Source organism: Fulvivirga sp. M361 (assembly GCF_007097395.1).
Classification (GTDB): Bacteria; Bacteroidota; Bacteroidia; order Cytophagales; family Cyclobacteriaceae; genus Fulvivirga.
The window spans coordinates 223740-245888 of sequence record NZ_VKDC01000007.1 but is presented as its reverse complement, the minus strand read 5'-3'; the positions used below and the strand labels follow the sequence as shown (position 1 = coordinate 245888).

The 22149-nt window shown below is 41.5% G+C and carries 13 protein-coding genes; 8 read left to right on the top strand and 5 right to left on the bottom strand.

The annotated features are described in order from the left end of the window. Position 1 precedes the first annotated feature (1 nt). From FNH22_RS10280 to FNH22_RS10270, 3 genes are all read right to left on the bottom strand, one after another. Entirely contained in the window at positions 2-4288 is a 4287-nt protein-coding gene (locus FNH22_RS10280) for a DUF6443 domain-containing protein (protein WP_185154163.1), read from the bottom strand. Between the two features lie 31 nt (positions 4289-4319). Then, entirely contained in the window at positions 4320-7538 is a 3219-nt protein-coding gene (locus FNH22_RS10275; RefSeq protein ID WP_143398271.1) for a hypothetical protein, read from the bottom strand. A gap of 112 nt (positions 7539-7650) precedes the next feature. After that, entirely contained in the window at positions 7651-7992 is a 342-nt protein-coding gene (locus FNH22_RS10270; RefSeq protein WP_143398270.1) for a hypothetical protein, read from the bottom strand. An 816-nt stretch (positions 7993-8808) separates the two neighbouring features. Between FNH22_RS10270 and FNH22_RS10265 the strand changes: the two genes are divergently transcribed. The 4 genes from FNH22_RS10265 (at position 8809) to FNH22_RS10250 (ending at position 16216) form a co-directional block, all read left to right on the top strand. Continuing rightward, positions 8809-9534 (top strand): FadR/GntR family transcriptional regulator, encoded by a 726-nt coding sequence (locus FNH22_RS10265; RefSeq protein WP_143398269.1) that lies wholly within the window; start codon positions 8809-8811, stop codon positions 9532-9534. Between the two features lie 261 nt (positions 9535-9795). Then, the gene (locus FNH22_RS10260) at positions 9796-12900 is read left to right on the top strand and encodes a TonB-dependent receptor (protein WP_221420252.1); all 3105 of its coding nucleotides are present in this window, start codon (positions 9796-9798) and stop codon (positions 12898-12900) included. Between the two features lie 12 nt (positions 12901-12912). Then, a complete protein-coding gene (locus FNH22_RS10255; protein WP_143398268.1) occupies positions 12913-14349 on the top strand; it encodes a RagB/SusD family nutrient uptake outer membrane protein in 1437 nt (478 codons plus the stop codon). 10 nt (positions 14350-14359) lie between these two features. Then, complete coding sequence (locus FNH22_RS10250; RefSeq protein ID WP_143398267.1) at positions 14360-16216, top strand: PKD domain-containing protein; 1857 nt, start codon at positions 14360-14362, stop codon at positions 16214-16216. Between the two features lie 634 nt (positions 16217-16850). Here FNH22_RS10250 and FNH22_RS10245 read toward each other — a convergent pair. Then, the gene (locus FNH22_RS10245) at positions 16851-17129 is read right to left on the bottom strand and encodes a Txe/YoeB family addiction module toxin (protein ID WP_143398266.1); all 279 of its coding nucleotides are present in this window, start codon (positions 17127-17129) and stop codon (positions 16851-16853) included. Then, on the bottom strand, positions 17126-17377 hold the full coding sequence (locus tag FNH22_RS10240; protein WP_143398265.1) for a type II toxin-antitoxin system Phd/YefM family antitoxin: 252 nt from the start codon (positions 17375-17377) through the stop codon (positions 17126-17128). Before FNH22_RS10240 ends, FNH22_RS10245 begins: the two co-directional genes overlap by 4 nt. Before the next feature lie 369 nt (positions 17378-17746). Here FNH22_RS10240 and FNH22_RS10235 point away from each other — a divergent pair, with 369 nt between their 5' ends. The 4 genes from FNH22_RS10235 (at position 17747) to FNH22_RS10220 (ending at position 22141) form a co-directional block, all read left to right on the top strand. Beyond that, entirely contained in the window at positions 17747-18703 is a 957-nt protein-coding gene (locus FNH22_RS10235) for a polysaccharide lyase family 7 protein (RefSeq protein WP_221420251.1), read from the top strand. Beyond that, the gene (locus FNH22_RS10230; RefSeq protein ID WP_221420250.1) at positions 18696-19508 is read left to right on the top strand and encodes a polysaccharide lyase family 7 protein; all 813 of its coding nucleotides are present in this window, start codon (positions 18696-18698) and stop codon (positions 19506-19508) included. Before FNH22_RS10235 ends, FNH22_RS10230 begins: the two co-directional genes overlap by 8 nt. 2 nt (positions 19509-19510) lie before the next feature. Beyond that, complete coding sequence (locus FNH22_RS10225; protein ID WP_143398263.1) at positions 19511-20314, top strand: polysaccharide lyase family 7 protein; 804 nt, start codon at positions 19511-19513, stop codon at positions 20312-20314. 435 nt (positions 20315-20749) lie between these two features. Further along, a complete protein-coding gene (locus FNH22_RS10220; protein WP_255518023.1) occupies positions 20750-22141 on the top strand; it encodes an alpha-amylase in 1392 nt (463 codons plus the stop codon). Positions 22142-22149 lie beyond the last annotated feature (8 nt).

The window sequence follows — 22149 nt, the reverse complement described above, 5'->3', positions numbered from 1 at the left end:
ATTAATAATTTTCTGAGCTTACAGGTTCATTGTCCGTTCCTAAAAACTTCTTGATTATACCCCATAAATTGTTTAAGATATTGGTATCACTTTCTCCTTCTACAAAGTTATTTATCTCTATTCTTAAATTTTCATCGTTTTCCTCCGTAGTTTCAATGTCAGCTGTACTTTGATCTGGCAATGCAAAGTCTGCTTCCCCTGGTATATAGTTTTTATTAATGTTGGGATCATCCAAATATTTCTGAGTGTGTTCGGTTGGGTCCAGCGCCATATGAAAATGACCATCCGTATAGTTCGAGCCTGAAACAAACTTCAACCCTGCTTTCTTAGCTGCCTTCTTCAAAACTTTATCAGAAAACTTAGATTTACGAACATCAACTGCTAACCCACCCCGTTCTCGCAAGTGCCTCGAATTTTTATGAGAATGTTTAATCCACGAATCATCAGTAGCTGAATAAATCTTGCCATCTTTTTTGTATCGATCTCCACCGGTTATAGTAAAGGTAAAATCACTTCTCTTTTGTCCTGTGATCTTTGCAACGGCTTTATCAAATTTATTCAATGCCTTTATCAGATGTTTATTACTTAAAACAAATTTTTGAGGATTAATAATTTGCTTGCCATCAGGATCAATCCAAGAAATAGGGTCATTTGCCACGTAAGCAAATGGTGATAATGGAAAATATTTATCAGCATATGGATCTAGATTATGCCACCTACCAATGCTTGAATTATACATCCTGGCTCCAAAGTCATACCAACTCAAATCAAGATCATTAATTCGCTCCTTCCCAGTAAACAGGAAGTCATTTTTAAGACTGGTTACCCTCTGGAACCCGTTACCGTGTGTCAACCCAAAGGGATAGTAGTTATCTGTCTGTATCACCGGATGCTCATTAACCGTTATTTTTAAGTCATCAAAATACACCTCCGTCATCACACTACTCTCATTACTTAGATACACCAGCACATACCCATTGCCAGGAGCCTGAAAGTTATCAATATGCAATCGGTCATGGGTGGCTTTCACAGATGCATTAGGCTGCTGGGCTGCGGCATCTATCTGATCATAGGCAAAAGATACCGCACTGTCCAAACTGATCAGCTCACCTTCCGGCAAGAACATCACATTCAAAAAGGCCATAGGAGCATCACTATCTTCATGAGCAAATCCTGTGGTACCGATCAAAGTACCCGATTGGAAGTTGTTGTGAATGCTTTGGTTGCCCAGTTCATTCGTATAACCTGTACCCCCTGTAAAGGCAGTGACCAACAGGTTGGCTAAAGCCAATGCCCCGCTGTTGTTGCCATTGCCTGAGTTGTCTTTGTATTTCGCAAAGACTTCTGCGTGGAGCGTGTCTCCCATACCTACAGGGACAGCGATCACCGAACCGATCTGGGAGTTTAATCCTCCTGTTAGTCGTTGTGTGTGCGTGTACGTTGTTCCTGTTGCATCGGTATGGTCGAACAGGTCATTGGAAGTAAGAGTGATGTGATCTACCTTCTCAAACAATCCCAGGTCATCAGGCACTGCCGGGTCGTTTTCATAGTTCGCTGTGAACTCAATCGTTTTAGGTTTCGTCGTAAACGTCACCCGGTTATTGCCTAAATGGTCTTTGAGGTGGTACTGGTATTCCGGCGCCTCGGTGGCCGGGTCAAAAACGATACGCCCTTCCTCGTGTTGGACCAGTTGTAGTTCGCCGTTTTCATAGATATATTCGCCCACATAATCTGTCGTTTTGACCAGAGCACCATTTTCATACACCTGCTGCCTCAGCTTTGTTCCGGATGCCTCATACGTGTAAAGAATGTAGTTAACTGTGTCCTTTTCCACCCGCTGCGGCAGATTGAGGTGGTTATAAATAATATCAGACAGGCCTTTGTTAAGGTCTTTGGTCATATTGCCATTAGCATCATAAAGATAGTCACTGCCAAGGGTATTTCCGTCCCTGAAACCTTCATTGTTGTTACCCGCATCGGATACGGATAGCAATTGGTTGCTTTGCGTGGTGCCCGACCCGTAATCGTAGCTGAGGACATCCATATTGTCCCCTGCCTCGTCTTTCCGGGTCAGCGTTTTGATGTTACCGTTCAAATCATATCCCACACCACTTATCCCAAAATGGGATGTCGATGCATTGTTCTTGAAATGGTTTGCGCCCGTGATCCGATTCATTTGATCATAGTTGAAGGCATAACCTCTTTGACTGTCTCCCAGATCTTCACTCCACTTAACTGCACTGATGTTACCGTTGTAAACGGGTGTGGCCGATACACCTGTCAGAGCATTGTTATAGCCCAGTTCCATACCGAAATAGTCATTGTCTGCCTGAGATTCCGACTCTGACAGGCCACTGTTATTGATCCGGGTCAGCCAGCCACGAATGTTGTAGCGGTAATCTACTGACTGGGCATAGCTTATCCCGTTATCTTCTGAATGTAATTTTTTATCTATCAGCTCCCCTATTTCATTATATTCATTGGTCGACAGCAATACCGGTGTACCTCCATTATAGGTATGCCATATTTTTTCCAACCTTCCGGCATGGTCATATTCAAACTCACGAAGTATAGTCTGCGCTGAAACAGAACCGTAATTATGATTGGTTTTGGTCTTTAATACTCTTCCCGGAAAATCATAGAAATTGGTCATTATATCAATACCCAACTGGGCGTTGTGTGAAACGTTCTGCACTACCCGGTAATACTTATCATAGTAATTGACGCTGGCCATGAAATCATTTCCACCTAATACTCTAACCCAGGTGCCTGTCACCAGGTCTTTCACACTACTAAATGCTAGAGAAGGAATCCCGTTCAGCAAGTTGTTCCTATAATCGAAAGTACCCACTGGTAACAAATTTTTAAAGTCATAAGTATCATAATACGTTACGGTATGTAGCTCTATAGCCGTGGTAGGAAAAACCGTGTTAGTATACCCATAGGCACCACTACCATTGTAGCTCTCATAAAATACCGTGGTACTGACCAGACCGCTCATCATCGCCTGTGTCACTACACTGCCATGGGTATATATTCCGGTCATGATGGGTCGGTTAAGGGCATCATATTTAGTAAAGGTCCATTCTCGTCCTGTGGTTACTGATGCATCCCTTTGATTACCATCCTGGGTCAGGACCAACCGATCACGGTTATCATATACCATATAAACCGGCTTTGCACCGGGTACTTTCTTTTCAATCATTCTCTTTCTTCCGTCATATTTGTATTGGAAGGCCCACATATCCAAAAATTGTTGGGTAGGTGCCTGGATAAATGTTAAGACTCGAAACCCCTCACCTGAAGTGAAGCCCGGGGACATCGTCACTGTCACACCATGAGTGTAGTAATAAACGTTGGCATCTCCTGATTCTAAAGGACCAAAGGTTTTGTTTTCGGACAAAAGGTTACCTCCACTCAGCTCATAAGCGGCTACCCCACCCAAAGTGAGCAGTCTGAGAGCTTCCGGCGGTAGTACTACCCGCAGATTGTCAAAAACATCGTACACATAGTACGTACAGGCCCAGCCGGCGTGCCGCGTTTCCACAGGGCTCTCAGCCGTTTGTACTTTTTTCAATATTACCCTGCCCCGCTTATCTGTATATTCAATGATCTTATTTCCTTCTTCGTCAGTGGTAGTACTTTTGTAAAGCTCAGTGGGACCATAGTACCCCCCGGCAGCAACTGAAAGTGTGCCGTCATCATGTATTTCCCAGCTTATAACTTCGGAGGCTGCATTAGTCCCATAGCTAAAAGCTATAGGTTTGTTACCTCCTCCTGTAGATGGGTTACCCCATGCCTGTCCAGCAGCATAAGATTTCAGCGCCCTGTTCAACGGAGATGGCTCAAAAGAGTTTTCACCATATGGTTTGGTATCACTGACTACTTTACCGGTACCCTGATAAAAAATGTATTGACGGCTGTCTGTATAGCCAGTAGTACCACTCAGCGCATCTACCTTATAAGTACCATTTTTTGAAGCACTTACATAAGGCAGATAATCAAACTGCTGTCTCCCGAGCTTATCATAGGCCACGGGTTTTACTACATCCTTTAACATCGGGCTTCCTGACATCACCACCTGCTGAACTGGCCTGCCCAGCTCATCGAAGTAGTCATAGACGGTAGTTTTTCCAGATACCGACAGTGCATCAACAGCCACCTGGGTGGTTACAGGTGTGAGCATGGTTTCTACACGTACATAGTTTTCATTGGACTGAGCATATGTTTCACAAACTGTTAATACACTTGAACACAGAGCTAAGAAAAATATATGATATCTTTTCATAATTATAAAATTGAGGGTCATTCCTATACCATTAGGGAGCTTTATAATTATAAGTATAACGTTTAATGATATTTCCATCATTATCCCGTAATAGTCTTAGCCGTCCCAAGTTATCATACTCATAATATGTAATAATACTATTTGGGTCAGTTACTGAGGATACACCTATTAAGGGCTTGTAGGTATATGTGGTGACCCGTGCATTGACCATATTAGCATGACTCCGTAAACTGTAGATTTTTGTCCTGATCTGATCTTCCGTTAGACTATTACCATTTAACAAGCCCAGGTCAGCCCCTAAAATAGCTGAAACCGCAGCATAAGTGGAATTTTCAATTTTTGCTATGGGATACAAATTATTATATCCCCATATAAATGCGGTATGCAAACCATCTATACTTGTATATTCCAGCACATTCCCTTTGGAATCAAATTTAGTATACGTCTTATACAATCTATAGTCATTGTCAAACACCTGTCCGTCAACAGACTCGGTATAATTTATTGTATTGATAGGAGTTAATTCAAAGCTCTGATGTGGCACTATTATGTCATTGTCAATCACATACTGGTAGTTTGTAGCACTTGCAGAAAGAAGTGATTTGTCAGGTCCTTCTGTTATCCACCGGGTACGTTCTACTACTGGTGTGATTATATGCTTTTCATTCATTTTTGAAATAGCCACAGCTGGTGCAGTAAAATCCAAGGGATATTTATAGTTTGTTTCAAGGGTATTGCCTTTACTGTCGGCAGTAACCTCCCTTGTCAGTTGAATATGGTCAGGATTATCATAATGGTAATCCGTAATAAACGTGGTCACCTGGGTCGAGTCATCCTGGCTGTACACTTCTTTAGTATGTTTTTTCAAATAATTCCATGCTGAAATATGCCAATATACTTTAGCGTCAAGAATACTGGAATATGGTATGAGGCCGATGAGATTATAAGGCCTAAGAGTTGTTACCTGAACGGCAAGAATATTATTTAAATTTGGGAATTGCTCCAATGTGTAAGAACCCCGATTGTTGTTGAGTTCATATTCATAATGGTCTTTTTGTATTACGGCATAAGTGCCATTAAGATGCTTAAAGTGACGAGTCTCTTTAAGCATACCATCCTGCCAATTATAACTTGTAGTATTCGTAAATGGCCATGTATCAGCGTAGGGATATAAATCATCGAATCTGTAAAATTCATTGAGACTTTTTCCGCCTTCTCCATTTTCACCATAATATGTAGTAACATATTGATAACGAATATCCCTAACGGGCAATACACTAGATGAAGTTGTATTAAATTTCTTACACTCACTAATACTTCCTGAACAAATCATTCTTGTGTAAGAATCATAGGTATATTTGATGTTATTATTAAAAATCCCACTTGATCTCATTGTATTAGAGGGGTCATTGTATGAAAATTTTCTTATTTTAAATTCAGATGTCACAGACGGTTTATCGACTATTCTTTTCACTCTTACGCCACCTCCCAACTTATTTTCTTGTTTAAAAACAACATCCTCTTCAACCCAATTAATTTGATAGAATCCGGAAAACCCGTCTGCTGTACTTAGCAATTCCATTTGATATACTCCCGGATTGAGTAATACAATCTCTGACATAGGAGTACTTGAAATAATTGAACTTATCTCCTGACCGGCTAACGTGAGTTTTGCCTGGCAAATATTTCCGGGAGGAGGATTGTTCGAGCTTCCATCGTCATATTGGATATTATAGTTAATAGTAGCCCAACCTGGTTTTAAAACTGTGAAAGTTTTGGTTATGGCAGGGTATAGTATTTCTGTGTTCGTCAATGCTAATTTAGGGCTGAACTTCCCAGTTTTAACCGTTTCATCACCTTCAAACCAATAGTCATTTTGTTCATATTCAAAGACCGTACTCCCACCAGTCGGATATTGAATTGAAGTAAGAATGCCTAATTGTGTATAAGCCGGATCAGGCTCTCTATTTCCACCACTCAACCACTCCGATCTGATAAAGGTACCTGGAACTAATTTAGAGTTGGTTTTACCGTTATAATACCCCCAGTGGTCCTGTGAATAAGACAGTCTTGATGGAAAACTTGTTGCTTCATTATATGAAAAAATATAAGGTGGTTTTCCATTTTCGCCAATAGTGGTTAGCTTAAGTTTTTCAGAATTCCCAAAATAGCTGTGGTTCAACGTCCAAGATTTGACCAACTCAGAACCGTTCGAAATATCAATTTGTTTTAGGGCATTAGTACCAGGAAGATCTTCTCTTTGAGTAGAATTGTAAGAAAATGCTATTGTATGTCCATTACTTGCACTAATGGATACGAGCCTCACACCAGTCACCTCCATTTGATTCGTGCATGTCGTTAAGGGAATATTATCACAACCTCCACAACCGGTTTGTTGAAGTCCATCCCAAAATTTCCAAAGAGAATAATATTGGCTTGAAATAAAATCATATGAATAATTCACCGGTTCGTATTGCAAGGTTACCAAATCACCGTTTGGGGCTTCAATACTTTGGAGATGCCATGTCGGAGTATAAGTTAAAAAGGCATTACCATTAAACCAATCTGGTTTGGGGCAATTCGAGTTAGATGATGCAATAACCTTCGCGGTTTCTCGTTGAACAAACTGATATACAACTCCCTTCTCATCTGTTATTAAGAATTTATTATTTTGTAACTCGATTAAGCTTGAACTATGTGGAATCTGTCGAATATCAAGATTTTCATCAAAAACAAAATTTCCCCCTTTTCCTAAATAATTATAATAAAATAGATCTGGTTCACCATCTTGTTGACCTGTTGCAATTGCATCCAATGCATCATGATCATCATAGGGATCAGTACCATTATATTCATTAAAGCCACTAATAAGGTATTTATCATATATTGTCTTAGGAGAACTATTGAAATAGCCATTACCGTTCATATCTGCTGCACCACGAGCGGTAGTAGAAATCAGCCCCCCAGCATTTAAGCTCCATCCAGCACCTACGTTACTTGATATTTCAGATACTCTGATGCCTGAACTGTGATAGTTGATATTAATTGGTAGAGAAAAATCTCTAAACTTGAGATCAAATATATCAATTGAAATCTTTGGAACACCTGAGTTCAAATCTACAGGTACATCAACAAATTTGTGTAGTGCAGCAGCCTCTGGGGTAGTGGGTAATGTTATCGAACCGTTTTGGGCTATGCTAGCGGCACAACTTATTAAATATACAAGAATTAATAATATTGGTTTTCTCATCTACTTATTTTTTTAATACTCCGATTTCCCATTTGAATAGTGCTATCTCTGTATCCATGTGTCAGACTTAATGCTTTGATAAAACCTGATAACTACTTTCTGTTTTTCATATCTATTTATTTGAAGCTCTTATTTTTTCAAATTCTAAAATTCTTTGAATCAGATTTTCTTTGTAGAACTTGCAATGGCACCAGCCAGCAGCGAAGCTCCAATCATCGACTACTAATGCTGGTAGTTTGTCTATTTTTGGTCCTGAAGCAGAATAATTAATAGGTATGAGAAACGATAAATATCGACCTTTCAACTCATATATGGGTATTGAAAAAGAAAACACCGCCGTATATGCGTTAATGAGATTAACACCATATATTCCCAGGCTTGCTGCATCAGAAGAAGGCACATTAGTTGATATACACTTATAAAATTCGGCATTCCTTGCTCTAAACTTTGCCATACTCATTGACTGAACACGCAATTATTTTGATTGCATCGACTATAAAACAATAAGCTAAAGACACCAGACAAAAATGTAAAAGACCTTGCTATTTAAAAAACCAAATTGATAGCAAAGGTTACATATGACAAAAGTCATAAAGCACATATATACTATTGCATAGTCCAACTGTCTCCAAGCTCAATGAATTATTGTTCAAAAAATTTATATAATTTTTTTGATCACAGAATGTATCTCAATAAAGCCGAACAAAACATTAGTATATATTACATTAGTATTTAAGCTCTCGTAAATTCTGGTGAACATAGATCAAGTTCTCTTTACCTTAGTCCAACGCTTCTCTGGTGCTTGCCTGAATCACCATTTTGAAGCCATTTACCTTGGGCTAACCCGATTTTACTAGTAGCTTTTTTGAAACTTTAAGCACAAATGAATCATTTAGCACCTCAGTGGCATCATAGCTCATCGCTTACAACGAACCACAAAGGCAGCCTGAAGATTACATTTCGTCATGAAAAGTTTTCCAGCAAAGAAGTAGAAAAATAAAACCCGGGGCGCGGGCAGTAACATAGCACTCCGATACCAACAAAAATACCGGCAGAATACCTTATAAAGTAGCGTAATGCTAAAAATGAACAGGCCTCAAGCCGACCTAACTATATGTAACAGAGTCAGGTCGCAATAGCCTGTTTATCTTGCGTTTTACCCGCAATCGTTTGCGAGAAAATGACTTTAATCATTTGTATTTATTAAAATGATTCATAAATTGGTCAACCAGTTGCTGACAGACTAGTTACTGGTATGCTAGTTTAAATTATGGAGAATAATGTACTAAATAACTTCAGTGAGATTATAGTTGAAAAGCCTGTGGATAAGATCATTCAGCAGATCAGACAGCTAATAGCTTCAGGTCAGTTAAAACCGGGCGATAAGCTTCCGTCGGAGCGAATGCTGAGTGAACGATTTTGTATCGGAAGAACCAGTGTGAGAGATGCCGTTAGAAAGCTGGAATTCTATGGTATTCTAAAAACCCTTCCACAAAGCGGAACAGTAGTAGCAGGGCTGGGAAGAGTAGCATTAAACGGCCTGATCACTGATGTTCTTAAGCTGGAGAAACGTGATTTTCGATCTTTAGTCGAGGCCAGGGTACTGCTGGAAACGAATGCCGCCGAATTAGCAGCTGAAAGAAGAACGGAGGATGATATCCTGACCATCACGAACGCCCTTACGGAATACAAACGTGCGCTGCAAGAAAACAGGCCGGCGTTGGAAGAAGACTTGCTATTTCATTTAAAAATTGCTGATGCCAGTCAAAATTCTGTTCTCAACTCGTTGATGCTCGTCATCACACCCGAAATCATGCACTACTTCACAAAACACAAAGTCTGTGGAGAAGAGAGGTCGAAAATTGCGTTAGAACAACACGAAATAATATTAGATCATATTGTGAATAAGAATGTTAAAAAAGTTGGCGAGGCAATGCGCGAGCATTTGAAAGACATTAGTGAATATGTCAAAACCTTAAAAACCGACCATTCTTAATCCAAATTAAAACAAACACCTAATCTATAAACCACCTTATGAGAAAAATGAATTCAGAGTAAAAAAAATGGACTGCCCAAGGGTCCAGTCCATTCATCGCAGAGGAACATTAACACGTTTTAATATCAATTTGGAGATCGGTATTGCTTGCGTTAACAGATGCTCTTTGACCTTTCAAAAATAGTCATTTTCTGAAAATCAATGATCAATCTAAATATTCCTTCATGTAAAAAAGAAATTAATCCAACAAAATCTTTAAAAATGAAAAACATTTTACAAATGTTTAAAATAAAAAGAAAGGCACTCGGTTCGTTGATTGTCTTCTTTGCACTAATAATTCATGGCCTTGATGTAAGTGCTCAAAGCAAAGTGGTGACTGGAACCATTGTTTCGGATGATGGAGAATCACTCCCCGGCGTGACTGTAAAAGTAGAAAACACTACCCAGGGAACGATTACAAATGTAGATGGTTACTTTTCATTGGAAGTAGATCCGGATGCTGTTTTGATCCTTTCTTTTGTAGGCTTTAAAACCCAGGTAATTCCTGTAAGTGGCCGAACAACCTTTAATGTTACCATGGAATTAGACATTACCGAGCTGTCAGAAGTAGTGGTCATAGGGTATGGTACACAAAAGAAATCACATTTGACCGGGGCGATCTCAAAAGTAACCAATGAAAATCTGGACCAACTTCCTTTTGCGCGTGTAGATGATGCACTAGTCGGACAAATATCAGGCGTACAAATTTCTACGACCTCTGAAGACGGTATAGGAGGAGATCCCACTATTTTGGTAAGAGGTGTTGGGTCTATTAATGCTGGCTCAGGGCCCTTGCTGGTGATTGACGGCGCTCCTGTTGATTCTGAGTTTTTTGGAAATATAGACATGAACGATATCGAATCTTTTGAGGTATTGAAAGATGCTGCTTCTGCCTCTATATTCGGTTCAAGGGGGGCTAACGGGGTCATCATGATCACCACAAAACAAGGAAAGGAAGGTCCCACCAAGTTTACTTACAATGGGTTCACAGGGTATCAGGAAGCTATCAGAAGCGATGCTTATGACAACTCTGTGGAAGATCAGATTGCATTTGAAATCGCTAATAATAATGGAGTGGTCACGCCCCGTACACAATTCAAGCAATTAATCGGATCAAGAGATTGGCAGGATGTTTTTTTTGATGGTGGTTTTGTAAATAGTCATTCCATCAGCGCGCGTGGCGGAAACGACCGGACAAAATTCAGTACTTCTTTAAGTTATCTTCACGATGAAGGTGTTATGCTGACCGATGACTTCAAAAAAGCCAACTTTAAAGCGAGGGTAAACACGAAAGTTTCCGACAAGTTCTCGTTCTCCCTGAATGTTAACCCTTCATACACTATCAGGAAGAGGTTTCCGGATGCTACGCGAGAAGTATTCAGGCAAGAACCCTATATCCCTACTTTTCATACCGAGCACTCACTACAATTTGTTGATATAGCGAGTTTTCCTGACCTGGAGGTCGGCGATTATGTCAGACAGGTGCATTTCAACAACTATATATTTCAAGATTCTATTGATCTGGGCGGCGTAAGTAATACCAACCAGGTGAACCCCGTTGCCAGGGTACTGGAGCAGGAGATCATTGACAGACGTTTCCAGGTCTTTTCCAGCTTAGGCGCTAAGTATAAGATCAACAACGACTTTAATATAGATGCAAATGCCACGATAAGTTTTCAGGATGTGCTGAGAACACGGTATGAGGGCTTGCAGCATTCTATCGACCCTTCGGACGCGTTAGCACGTGAATTCAACCAAAGCCGATTCAGGTTGGTTCAAAACTTTTTGGTGAACTATTCAAAGCGAGTGGCCGATCATGAAATCAATGCGACGATAGGTATTTCCGGCGAACAGGAAATAGACCGGGTGACAGAAACTGAGGCAAGAGGTTTCTCTAACGATAATATACCCAGAATTGAGGGGGGAGCATCCGTAGCGCTCGTTGGCGGCAACACTTACCAGAGAGAACGCAGGCTCCTATCTTTTATCGGTAGGGTTAATTATGCATTTCTCGACAGATACCTGGCTTCCGTTAGTGTAAGACGCGACGGTAGCTCCATCTTTGGCCCTGATACCCGATTCGGAACTTTCCCTGCTTTCTCATTGGGTTGGAGAATTTCTGAAGAAGATTTTCTTTCCGGTTCGTCTATTCTCAGTAATCTTAAGTTAAGAGCAAGTTACGGGGTAACAGGAAACGACAATGTGAACTTGATTAACAATGTAGAGGAATGGTATGCTCACCAGTCCATCTTTTTAGCAACACCGGTCGCGGAAGGAAATGAGATCGGCCAGGCGTTTCGAGCACTGAACATTGCCAACCCTGACCTCAGATGGGAGCGGTCTATTGAGATCAATCCTGGTATTGATTTTGGACTTTTCGATAACAGGATCACCGGTAGTCTGGAATATTACCAAAGAACGAGTGACGACCTTTTGTTAAATGTGCCTGTATCTGCAACAACAGGTTTTGATGGAGGACTTATTAATATCGGAGAGGTAAAGAATGAAGGGGTAGAGTTTGAAGTACGCACGAACAATATAAATACGGATGGGTTCAGCTGGAATACTACTTTCATCGGATCGGCCAATAAAAATACATTAACCAATTTTGCGGACGCCAATGGTACTATTCTATCTCCTGATGACGGTAGCCGATCAGGGTCTGAATGGCTGATGAGTGTAGGCGATCCAATTTCAAACTTTTATGGATTTGTGGTAGATGAAGCCGTTCCTTTGGAATTCATCCAACGACCTTTCGATTTTATTGGTGGGCAAAACGAGGTGACTTATGTGAAGGATTTGAATGGAGATGGTCTCATTGATGATAATGACAGGACTATCCTGGGCAACCCTTACCCGGATTTTATCTGGAGTATTTCCAACGAAATAGTCATCAATAATTTTGACATTTCTTTCATGTGGCAAGGTAGTCATGGAGCGGAAATTCGAAACATTGGAGATTTTGATGTCTTTGGTTGGAGTGGATCTGATATGGAGGCAAACCCTAACACTACTCCGAATTTCGGTTTTGTCCGACCTAAGATCCAAACCAATGCCATTGTACAAGACGCTTCTTACATAGCCTTAAGAAATCTGAACATAGGGTATACCTTACCTTCTGGTGTTATGGAAAATTTAGGACTAAAATCTGCCCGGGTATATGTATCCGGTACTAATTTGTTGTTCTTAACTTCCAGTGATTACACTGGCTTCAACCCGGAAACCATTAGACAGTCGGGTGATTTTAACGCCTTAACCTATGGTTACAACAGGGGTGGCGCTCCTATTGCACGAAAGGTTGTACTGGGAGTCAATATTAATTTTTAACGGATCAGTATCATGAAAAATATTCATATCAAATTATCTTTCTTACTACTTCTCGCAGCCTTTTCATGCGACGATTACTTCGAGCCGGATCCTATTTCATTTGTAAGTGGTGATTCTTACTATACGAATGATGACGAACTTGAGAATGGCATACTAAGTATCTATGACGGGTTACAAGGTGAAAATAGTACGAGTTTTAGTGATTTAAGAGCTACGCAAATAGAATTTATCCTTACGGAGATGCGTACGGACAACACACAGTCTAAAAATGGAGGTAATGAAGATTCAGACTTCCAGCAGTTCGAGGTGTACGCCGTAAACATTGAAAACTTTGTCGTGCGGAATTACTATGAGAGTATGTATAACATCATTTTCCGAACACATTTGGTGTTGGATAACCTAGATGCTGCCAGTGACGACAGAAGGGGTGCCTTTGAAGGTGAAGCTAAATTTGCGAGGGCCTACGTTTATTTTCAATTGGTTCGCTTATTCGGTGACGTTCCTATGCCATTGCGCGTCATAACACCCCAGGAAGAGGAGATCTCCTTTACACGGATTGAAAAAAGTATTATTTACGATCAAATCATCGAAGACCTCGAAATTGCAGTAAAAAACCTGGATAATACCCATCGTACAAGGGCTTCTAAAGCAGCCGCTCAAGCTTTGCTGGCAAAAGTGCATTTAACGCTGGCAGGGGCGGAAGATACGGATGCAGGTAATAACTACACTGCCGCAAGGTTATTGTGTGAAGAGATCATTAATTCGGGAGAATTTAGCTTAGAGGCTAATTACAGCGATGTTTTTTACAATGAAGTAAACGACGGTACTGGAAACTCCGAGGTGATCTTTGCGATTAACTACGTAGAAGACAACCCGGAAACAAGCCAAAACTACAGTAGAGAATGGACGGATAAGGGGTTTAGGTTTTTCAATTTCACCACCGAAAATATCCGGAATAAATATTTCGAAAGAGGTGAAACCGTCCGGGCCCTTTTTACGGAATCCAGTAATGATCCGGGGACATTTTTTGTCACAAAATACCTGCCCAACGGTTCGATACTAGAACAATCCGGAAATGATTGGATCGTTTTGAGATATGCTGATGTACTGTTGATGTATGCAGAAGCAGTAATGGGCGTAAATCAAACTACGGGTGATGCCTTAGCACTTGACGCGTATAATAGTGTACGCAACAGGGCCGGCTTCACCACTCCCGTAAACTCTATCAGTAAAAGTGATCTTTTGGAAGAGCGAAGAATGGAGCTGGCTTATGAGAACCACCGGTTCTTTGATCTCTTCCGATTTGGTGCGGAAGTAGAAGTCCTTTCTGAGCACGCGTTGGAAATCGGAGCTTCTTTTACAAGTACGGACCTTCTTCTTCCAATACCTCAGAATGAGCGTAACCTCTCAAGAGGTGTATTAACTCAAAATCCAGGCTACAGCAATTAAATTGTATATTATGAAAAATTTTGGCAGAAAATTAAAACTCGTCTCGTTATACTGCGCAGTTTTAGTAGTGGCAGCATCGTTGATGCGTTGTGAAACAGACTTGCCCGATGTGGGGAGTATCGCGGATTTGACTCCACCTGAATCCGGGTTTTCGTTTCGACAAGATGCAGAAAATCAGTTGATGGTAACTTTTACGAATGAATCGCAAAGTGCCGTTAATTTCGAATGGGATTTCGGGGATGGAAACACCTCCATGGAAGCGGACCCTGTAAATACGTACGGCGAGTTTGGCACCTATACCATTAGGTTGATCTCTTCCGACAAGCTAGGTGTTGTAGATACCCTGCTTCGGGACATTGAGGTTGCCGAAGGGCCGTTCCAGCCGATCATTTTCGAGTCTGGCTTTGAACCTTTGAGTCCCGGTGCTGGGGGTTGTGATAATGGAGAAGGCAGAAGTGACGGACGTGACTGTTGGCTTAATGGGGATTTGGGAGGTATTGTACAGATTTCAAAGAGGTCTGATCCGACACAGCCAAATAACAATGTCCATAGTGGATTACAATCGGTAAAGTTACCGGGTACCGAGACCAGTGAACGAATTGGGTATCAACTGGTACAAGTGGATACTGCACAAGACTACAGGTTGAGCTTCTTTTACAACCTGGAGGATAATAAACCCGGAGGTTTTGTAACGGTATCCGTTTTAAGTGGCCCCGTTAGTTCGGAAGAAGAGGCAAAAGCGGCAACAATAGGATCATTCACAGGAACCAATCAAGAAGACCCCTCTACTTTTGTTCCCGGGTCTGTTACCTTCAATTCGGGAGATAGCGATGAAATTGCGATTTACTTTTTTAACAGACAGTCTGATGTAGCAAGATTGGATGACTTTACTATTGAAATCACACAAGCAGATTTTATCCCTCCTACAGCTGCCTTTACAGCAGAACCCAGTGCAAGTAACATACTTCAGTATGAGTTCTCTAATAGTTCTTTAAATGCAGCCAATTATGTTTGGGATTTTGGGGACGGGTCTGAGCTCTCTCAGGAAGAAAATCCAGTGCATGAATTCCCCGGGATAGACACCTATACCGTAACGTTAGTGGCTGAAAGCAGGTTTTTTACCACGGACACCTTCAAACTGGATGTAGTGATCCCCGACCCTGTCGCAGCATCCTTTGAATACGTTCAGGACCCGGATAACTTTTTGCAGGTATCCTTTACGAATACTTCCACAGATGCAGAAAGCTTTTTATGGAATTTTGGAGATGGTTTCCTTTCTACTGAGGTATCACCTACTTATACTTTCCCGGAAGCTGGTACATATAAAGTTACACTTACTGCTACGGGTATTTCCGGTATAACCAGTGAAGCCTCCGAGGACATAATCGTTGCAGAAGGTTTTGTTCCGGTAATATTGGCCCCTGGATTTGATTTAGGTAATAATGAAGATACAAAAGGCCCGTGGAGAAACGGTGATTTAGGAGGAGTTATCCAGGTGTCAAGTAGTAGTGACTTTGATGGTGGTGGCGCTGCCAAATTCCCAACATCCAATGATCGAATTGCTTATCAGGAAATAACCGTAGAAGCAAATACAGACTACATACTTTCTTACAAATATTCCATTGAAAGTCAAGGCCCTGGTATTTCTGTTTTGGTAGCAGTACTTGCTGGTCAGGTTAATGATCCAGCAGCTATTAGTGGCGCTACCATTGCCTCTCATATCGGCGAAAATGGTACTGGTAGGGGGGATTTTACTTCTGTTGATATTCCATTTAACTCGGGGGCTAATACGACCATAGCCATCTACATCACGAATACCGGTGCGGCCGTGGGTTATGCTGATACCTTTTCAATAGCCGAAAATTAATAGGGTCGATGGACCATTCATTTTTGGTGACTATTTCAGTTTGATAAAAATTGAGGGTGTCTCAAAAGGCACCTTCTTTTTATGGTAAAAAAAGTAAAAAGACCGCCTCAATCACTTTTGAGACGGCCTCTTTTTTTTTCTTTGTTTTTTTGTTACTTACATTATTAGCCTGCAACAACGAATCACCCTGTCGGTCATCCTATGATTTTATTCCGCCATCTCGTAAGGTCAAGGAAAATGATAATGACAAATTGACCAATATTGACTTCTTAAGTCACTTGTATGTTCAAAAAAGCATAACAACAATCGCTTGCCTCTTTTGGGAGAATGATAGGTATCACTTAGGCCTCCTTACCGGTTTGCATTAAGGTGCTGATTGCTGAAGTAATACAGATGTCTATATGCTTTTTAATGACAATCCCGTGATACTAATAACTAATAAAGTACGGGCTGAGTATACCTTAGACATTCTTCAATAACTCAACTCGAAAGCTTGTAAAACCCATACCCACACCATACCTTTCATTATTTTCTCTTTTATATAAGTCATCCCGGCCTGAGACCTATTCAATAGTGATCACCCGGATATCTGAACAGCTTGAGAGTGACGAGTTTTGCGTGGAATGAAACATAGCTATTTATCTCCGTAATGCGACCAGGCACTCAACACGTATACAGTAACGATCTGCTCTTTGATGGAGTAAATTAATCTATGTCTTCTATTGATCCGGCGAGAGTACAACCCTGCGAGATCGTGTTTCAGCATTTCAGGTTGCCCGGTTCCCGTGGTAGGGTGCTCCATCAGTTCATTGAGCAATTTTTCAATTTTCCTGAGTGTAGATTTGTCTCCTGATTTCTTATGTTTTTCAATATCTTCTAAAGCCGTTTTAGAGAACTCTAACGTATAACTCATAGACCCAATAAGTCACTGATTTCCTTAGAAGTGGATACCTTTTGAACTTCCCCTCGCCGGACTTCTAAAATGCTCTGCCTGATTTTATCGACCATTTCAGCATTGAAGTACATATCATCCTCGCTTACTGGAGTTAAAGCGTAGGCTTTGTCTTTTCCCCTTTGAACGATAATATGCTCTCCTTTATCCGCTCTTTCAAAGTATTTCTTCTGGTTCTGTCTAAATTCCCTGCTGCTTATCACTAACATAATGTTGTAAATTTTGCGTACCAATATGGTACAAATATATGAAATACTAACGAAAACTTCATGTACATAGTTTTCGCTGTAATGAACGGAAAGATTGTACTCTTCTCAGTCACTTCCACGCTCAAAAAAGCATAACAATCGCTTGCCTCTTAGGCGAGTGATAGATATTACTGAGGCCTCTGGCCAGCTTGCATTAAGATGCTAATGTGAACCTACAAACCCGAAACAATAAACCAATACACCCTAGCCTGATGATTCCCAATAGCTTGATTTCCAGCAAACGTTTTCGAGAAAATGACTTTAATCATTTGTATTTATTGAAATCATTCATAAATTGGTCGACCAGTTACTGGTAAACTAGTTTGTGTTATGAAAAACAATTCATGGATGTTAAAAATTCGAAGTAAGGCACCTGGCTTATTCAGTGTTTTTACCTTCTGTTTGATGATATCGTTGCTATGCTTTAGCTGCGATAGTGATTCTTCCGATACTCCCCTCGAGCGTATTGATTCACCTAAACCGGACGACGAGGTCGAAAAGCCAAACACCGATCGTAGCTTCACTAATATTGACCTTAATAACTGGAAAGTGACCTTGCCCATACCCCGGTCAGATGGCAAGCCGCTAGAGGTAGAACCTCCTGAAATTCTCGATTATGCTACTAATGAAACGTTAATTCCATTTATGTACAACGACTCTTCGGATACATCTATCGTTTTCTATACTTATCCAGGGGCTTCCACCGCGAACTCCTCTTTTTCCAGGACCGAGCTTCGGGAACAGATGGTGCCGGGGAGTAACAGCACCAATTGGACATTCGCCCAAGGGGGTAGCATGAGAGGTACGCTGGCTGTTCCTGAAATTTCGACGGATGAAGACGGAAAACCGCATAGAGTCATCATTATGCAAATACATGGCCGGTTGACCAATGCCCAAAGGGACCTGATCGGTGAAGATGATAACAATGCTCCGCCTGTATTAAAGATCTATTGGGTCAACGGTTTTGTGCGGGTAAAAACCAAAGTGTTAAAAGACTTAAATGCGTCAAACACTGAGATCCTGTTTACCAACGCCTGGGGAGACGACAAGGGCAAGAGCTTTTCTGAAGAGGTAGGTACCGGAAAATTCACGCTTGAAGTGGTGGTCTCAGAAGGCAAGATGGAAGTGACGTTAAACGATGCGGAAACCTTTGTTTACGATGACATTCACATGCAAAAGTGGGGCGTTTTTGAAAATTATTTTAAAGCAGGAAACTATCTCGTCACAAAAGATGAAGGAGCTTCTGCGAAAGTAAAGTATTATGAACTGGAGGTTAGCCATGATTAAACGCTCATATGTGTTTTTCGCTTTTATTTCAATAAGCCTGAGTACAGCTATGGGGCAGGGCATTGACTTGAACCATTGGAAAGTAACCATACCAACAGGAAGACCCACAGAAGTGTCTCCACCGGAGATCTTAGACTATCAGAATAACGAAGCATTAAAACCCTTCTTTTTCAAAGACCCAAAGGACGGGGCCCTCGTATTCTACGCATACCCTGCTTCTTCCACCAGGAATTCTTCTTACTCAAGAACAGAGCTGAGAGAACAGATGGTACCCGGTAAGAACTCTACGAATTGGACTTTTGCTGACGGGGGTATCATGAGAGGGACCTTGTCGGTACCGGAGGTAACACAAGACGCGGTGGGAAATTATCACCAGGTGATCATTATGCAAATTCACGGTCGTCTTACCAATGAACAAAGAGACCTCATCGGGGAAGACGATAACAACGCCCCGCCTATTTTAAAGATCTACTGGGATGAGGGTAAAATAAGAGTTAAAACCAAGGTACTCAAAGACACGAACGCATCGGAACCTGAAATTTTACATGAAAAGGCCTGGGGGGATGATAAAGGCAGAAATTTCAAGGAAATAGTGGGAACGGACAAGTTTACCCTGGAAATAAAAGTAAGTGAGGGGCGTATGGAAGTATCATTGAACGATAAGGAAACTTTTGTATATAACGATATACATATGCAAAAATGGGGAGTATTTGAAAATTATTTTAAAGCAGGCAATTATTTTCAATCCAAAGAGTCAGGATCACACGCTTATGTGAAATATTATTCATTGGAAGTAAAACATTAAACATGACATTGATAAGAATTACCGTATTGTTATTGTTACCCCTTCTGACGTTTGGTCAGAAAGCGGGAGAAATCGACCTTTCGCATTGGAAACTTGAGTTACCTACCGGATACACGGCATCAGAATGGAAGCTCTCAAACTTTCAGAAAGACAAGTTTGCCAAACCCTTCTTTTACCTGGACCCAACGAACGGAAGCCTGGTGATGGAAGCCTATCCCAGCCCTGGAAAATCAAAGGCAAAGTACACTAAAAATACCCTGCGAGAGCAAATGGAACCGGGTTCAAGCAGTAAAAACTGGACCATGCAGGAAGGAGGCACACTTACGGCAGAATTCCAGGTCACTGAAATGTCAAAGGAAACTTCCAAAAAATATCACAGAACTCTTCTTTTCGAAGTCCAGGGTAGAAGCACAAAAGAACAGAATGAGAAAATGGATAGAGAAAAAAGCATTTCTATGCCGCTATTAAAAGTCTATTGGCAGAATGAACGGATCAGGATCCAGCGGAAAGTACTCGAAGACGAAAGCACTTCAGGAAATGATTTACTGGAAAAAAGTGCCTGGAAGGATGATTCGGGTAGATACTTTAAAGGCACCGTATCATTCGAGAAAGCGAATATTAAAATAGTGGTGTCCGATGGCCGGGTAGAAGTACACTTAAATGATCTGAAGCCCATCGTTTACAGAGATACAAGTACCAGAAAATGGCCCTTTGAAAATTATTTCAATGCAGGTAATTACCTGCAAACCAAAGAACCTGGCTCAAAGGCCGTTGTGAAATTTTATCAGTTAGAAGTAACACATTAAACGGTTAAAGAAACCACTCTTTATAGGTTTTGGTAGGCTGGTTTCTTTTGTTCTCTCTGCGCCTTTGCAGTGAAAAAATTAAGTCAGTTTAGTGGATAGACACTTACACTGCTATAAATCCAGGAAGGAAGTAAAGTGTCTACCCGATCTCCACAGGACAATTACGTATAGACACCCTTTTTGATCGATGATCACGGGATAACTTAACGCTGTGGGATGATTAGCTTACCAGCTAAACTACTGATCCCATATCTGAGGCTACTGGTCCTTCTCTTCAAAGTACTTAGCGCTTTAATCTTACATCCAAACCCTGCAACAATCCTCGCAAACGGTTGCACACACGTTTCCATTTTCTTAAAGCCATTTATCCTTACCTAACCCGGTATTTAAGAGCTACTCTTTCGAAATTGTGAGTCCAATCTAAACCTAATTGTTATGTTAAAATCCAAACTACACCGCCATTGGCACTTCGGTGTCATGGCACTGCTTGTGGCTTGTAGTGAGCCACAGGTCCAGCCTGAAAATCAGGTGATCCAAGTTACTCCTGAAGAGGAGGTTTCCCATCCGGGAAGTGCCGTCGGCAGGCTACCGGGGCCGGGAGGCGGCGTGATGATGCAGGCCTTTTACTGGGACGTGCCCGCAGGAGGCACGTGGTATAATACGGTTACCAGTAAACTTGCTGCCTGGGATGCTGCCGGCTTTTCAGCCATTTGGCTCCCTCCCGTCTCCAAAGCCCAAAATGGTCCTTTTTCAATGGGATATGATCCGTTCGATTACTGGGATTTTGGGGATTACAACCAGCAAGGTTCTACCGAAACCCGTTTTGGCTCCAAAACAGAGTTGCAAAGCCTCATTAGTACGGCACACGGGTTCAACATTGACGTATACGCTGATGTGGTGATCAATCACAATAGTGGTGGCGATCTGGAATGGAACCCGTACGCAGGAGCCAATACGTATACCGACTATAACCCGGCATCAGGGAAGTTTTTTCGGTCATATGGTGATTTCCACCCCAATAACATCCGAAATTCAGATGAAGGCATATTCGGTGGCTTTCCGGACGTGAGCCATTCTGTGCCCTATGTACAGGACTGGCTGTGGAAGCGCAGTGACAGTATGGGCAAATATTACAAGAATACGATGGGCTTTGATGGCTGGCGTTTCGACTACGTAAAAGGTTTTGGCGGCTGGGTAGTACGTGACTGGGTGAATGAAGTAGGTGGCTTTTCCGTAGGTGAATACTGGGATGGAAACGCCGGATTGCTGCAGAACTGGGTAAACAGCACAGACCGCAAGTCTTCTGCCTTTGATTTCGCTGCTTATTACAAAATGGATGAAGCTTTCGACGGGAACAACCTGAACAAGCTAAACGATGACATGCTGTGGAAACGTGATCCTGCAAAGGCGGTAACTTTTGTAGCCAACCATGATACGGACATCATCTGGGACAAGATGCATGCCTATGCTTACATTATGACACACGAGGGATATCCTACTGTATTTTATCGTGACTATGAGGAATGGCTGGATAAAGCCAAACTGGATAACCTGATCTGGATCCATCGAAATAAAGCCGTGGGCAATACTTCCATACTTTATACAGATAATGACGAGTACATCGCAAGAAGGAATGGCTCTCCAGGATTAGTGGTTTACCTGAATGACTCCAATGGCTGGGTAGAAAGATGGATACCCACCAACTGGTCTAATACGGTGATCAAAGATTTCACCGGTAACTCCAACTGGGAGCCTGCTACGCAGGGAGACACCTGGGTAAAGATCCAATGCCCACCGAACAGCTATTCTATCTGGTCTCCGAAGTAACGAGACGT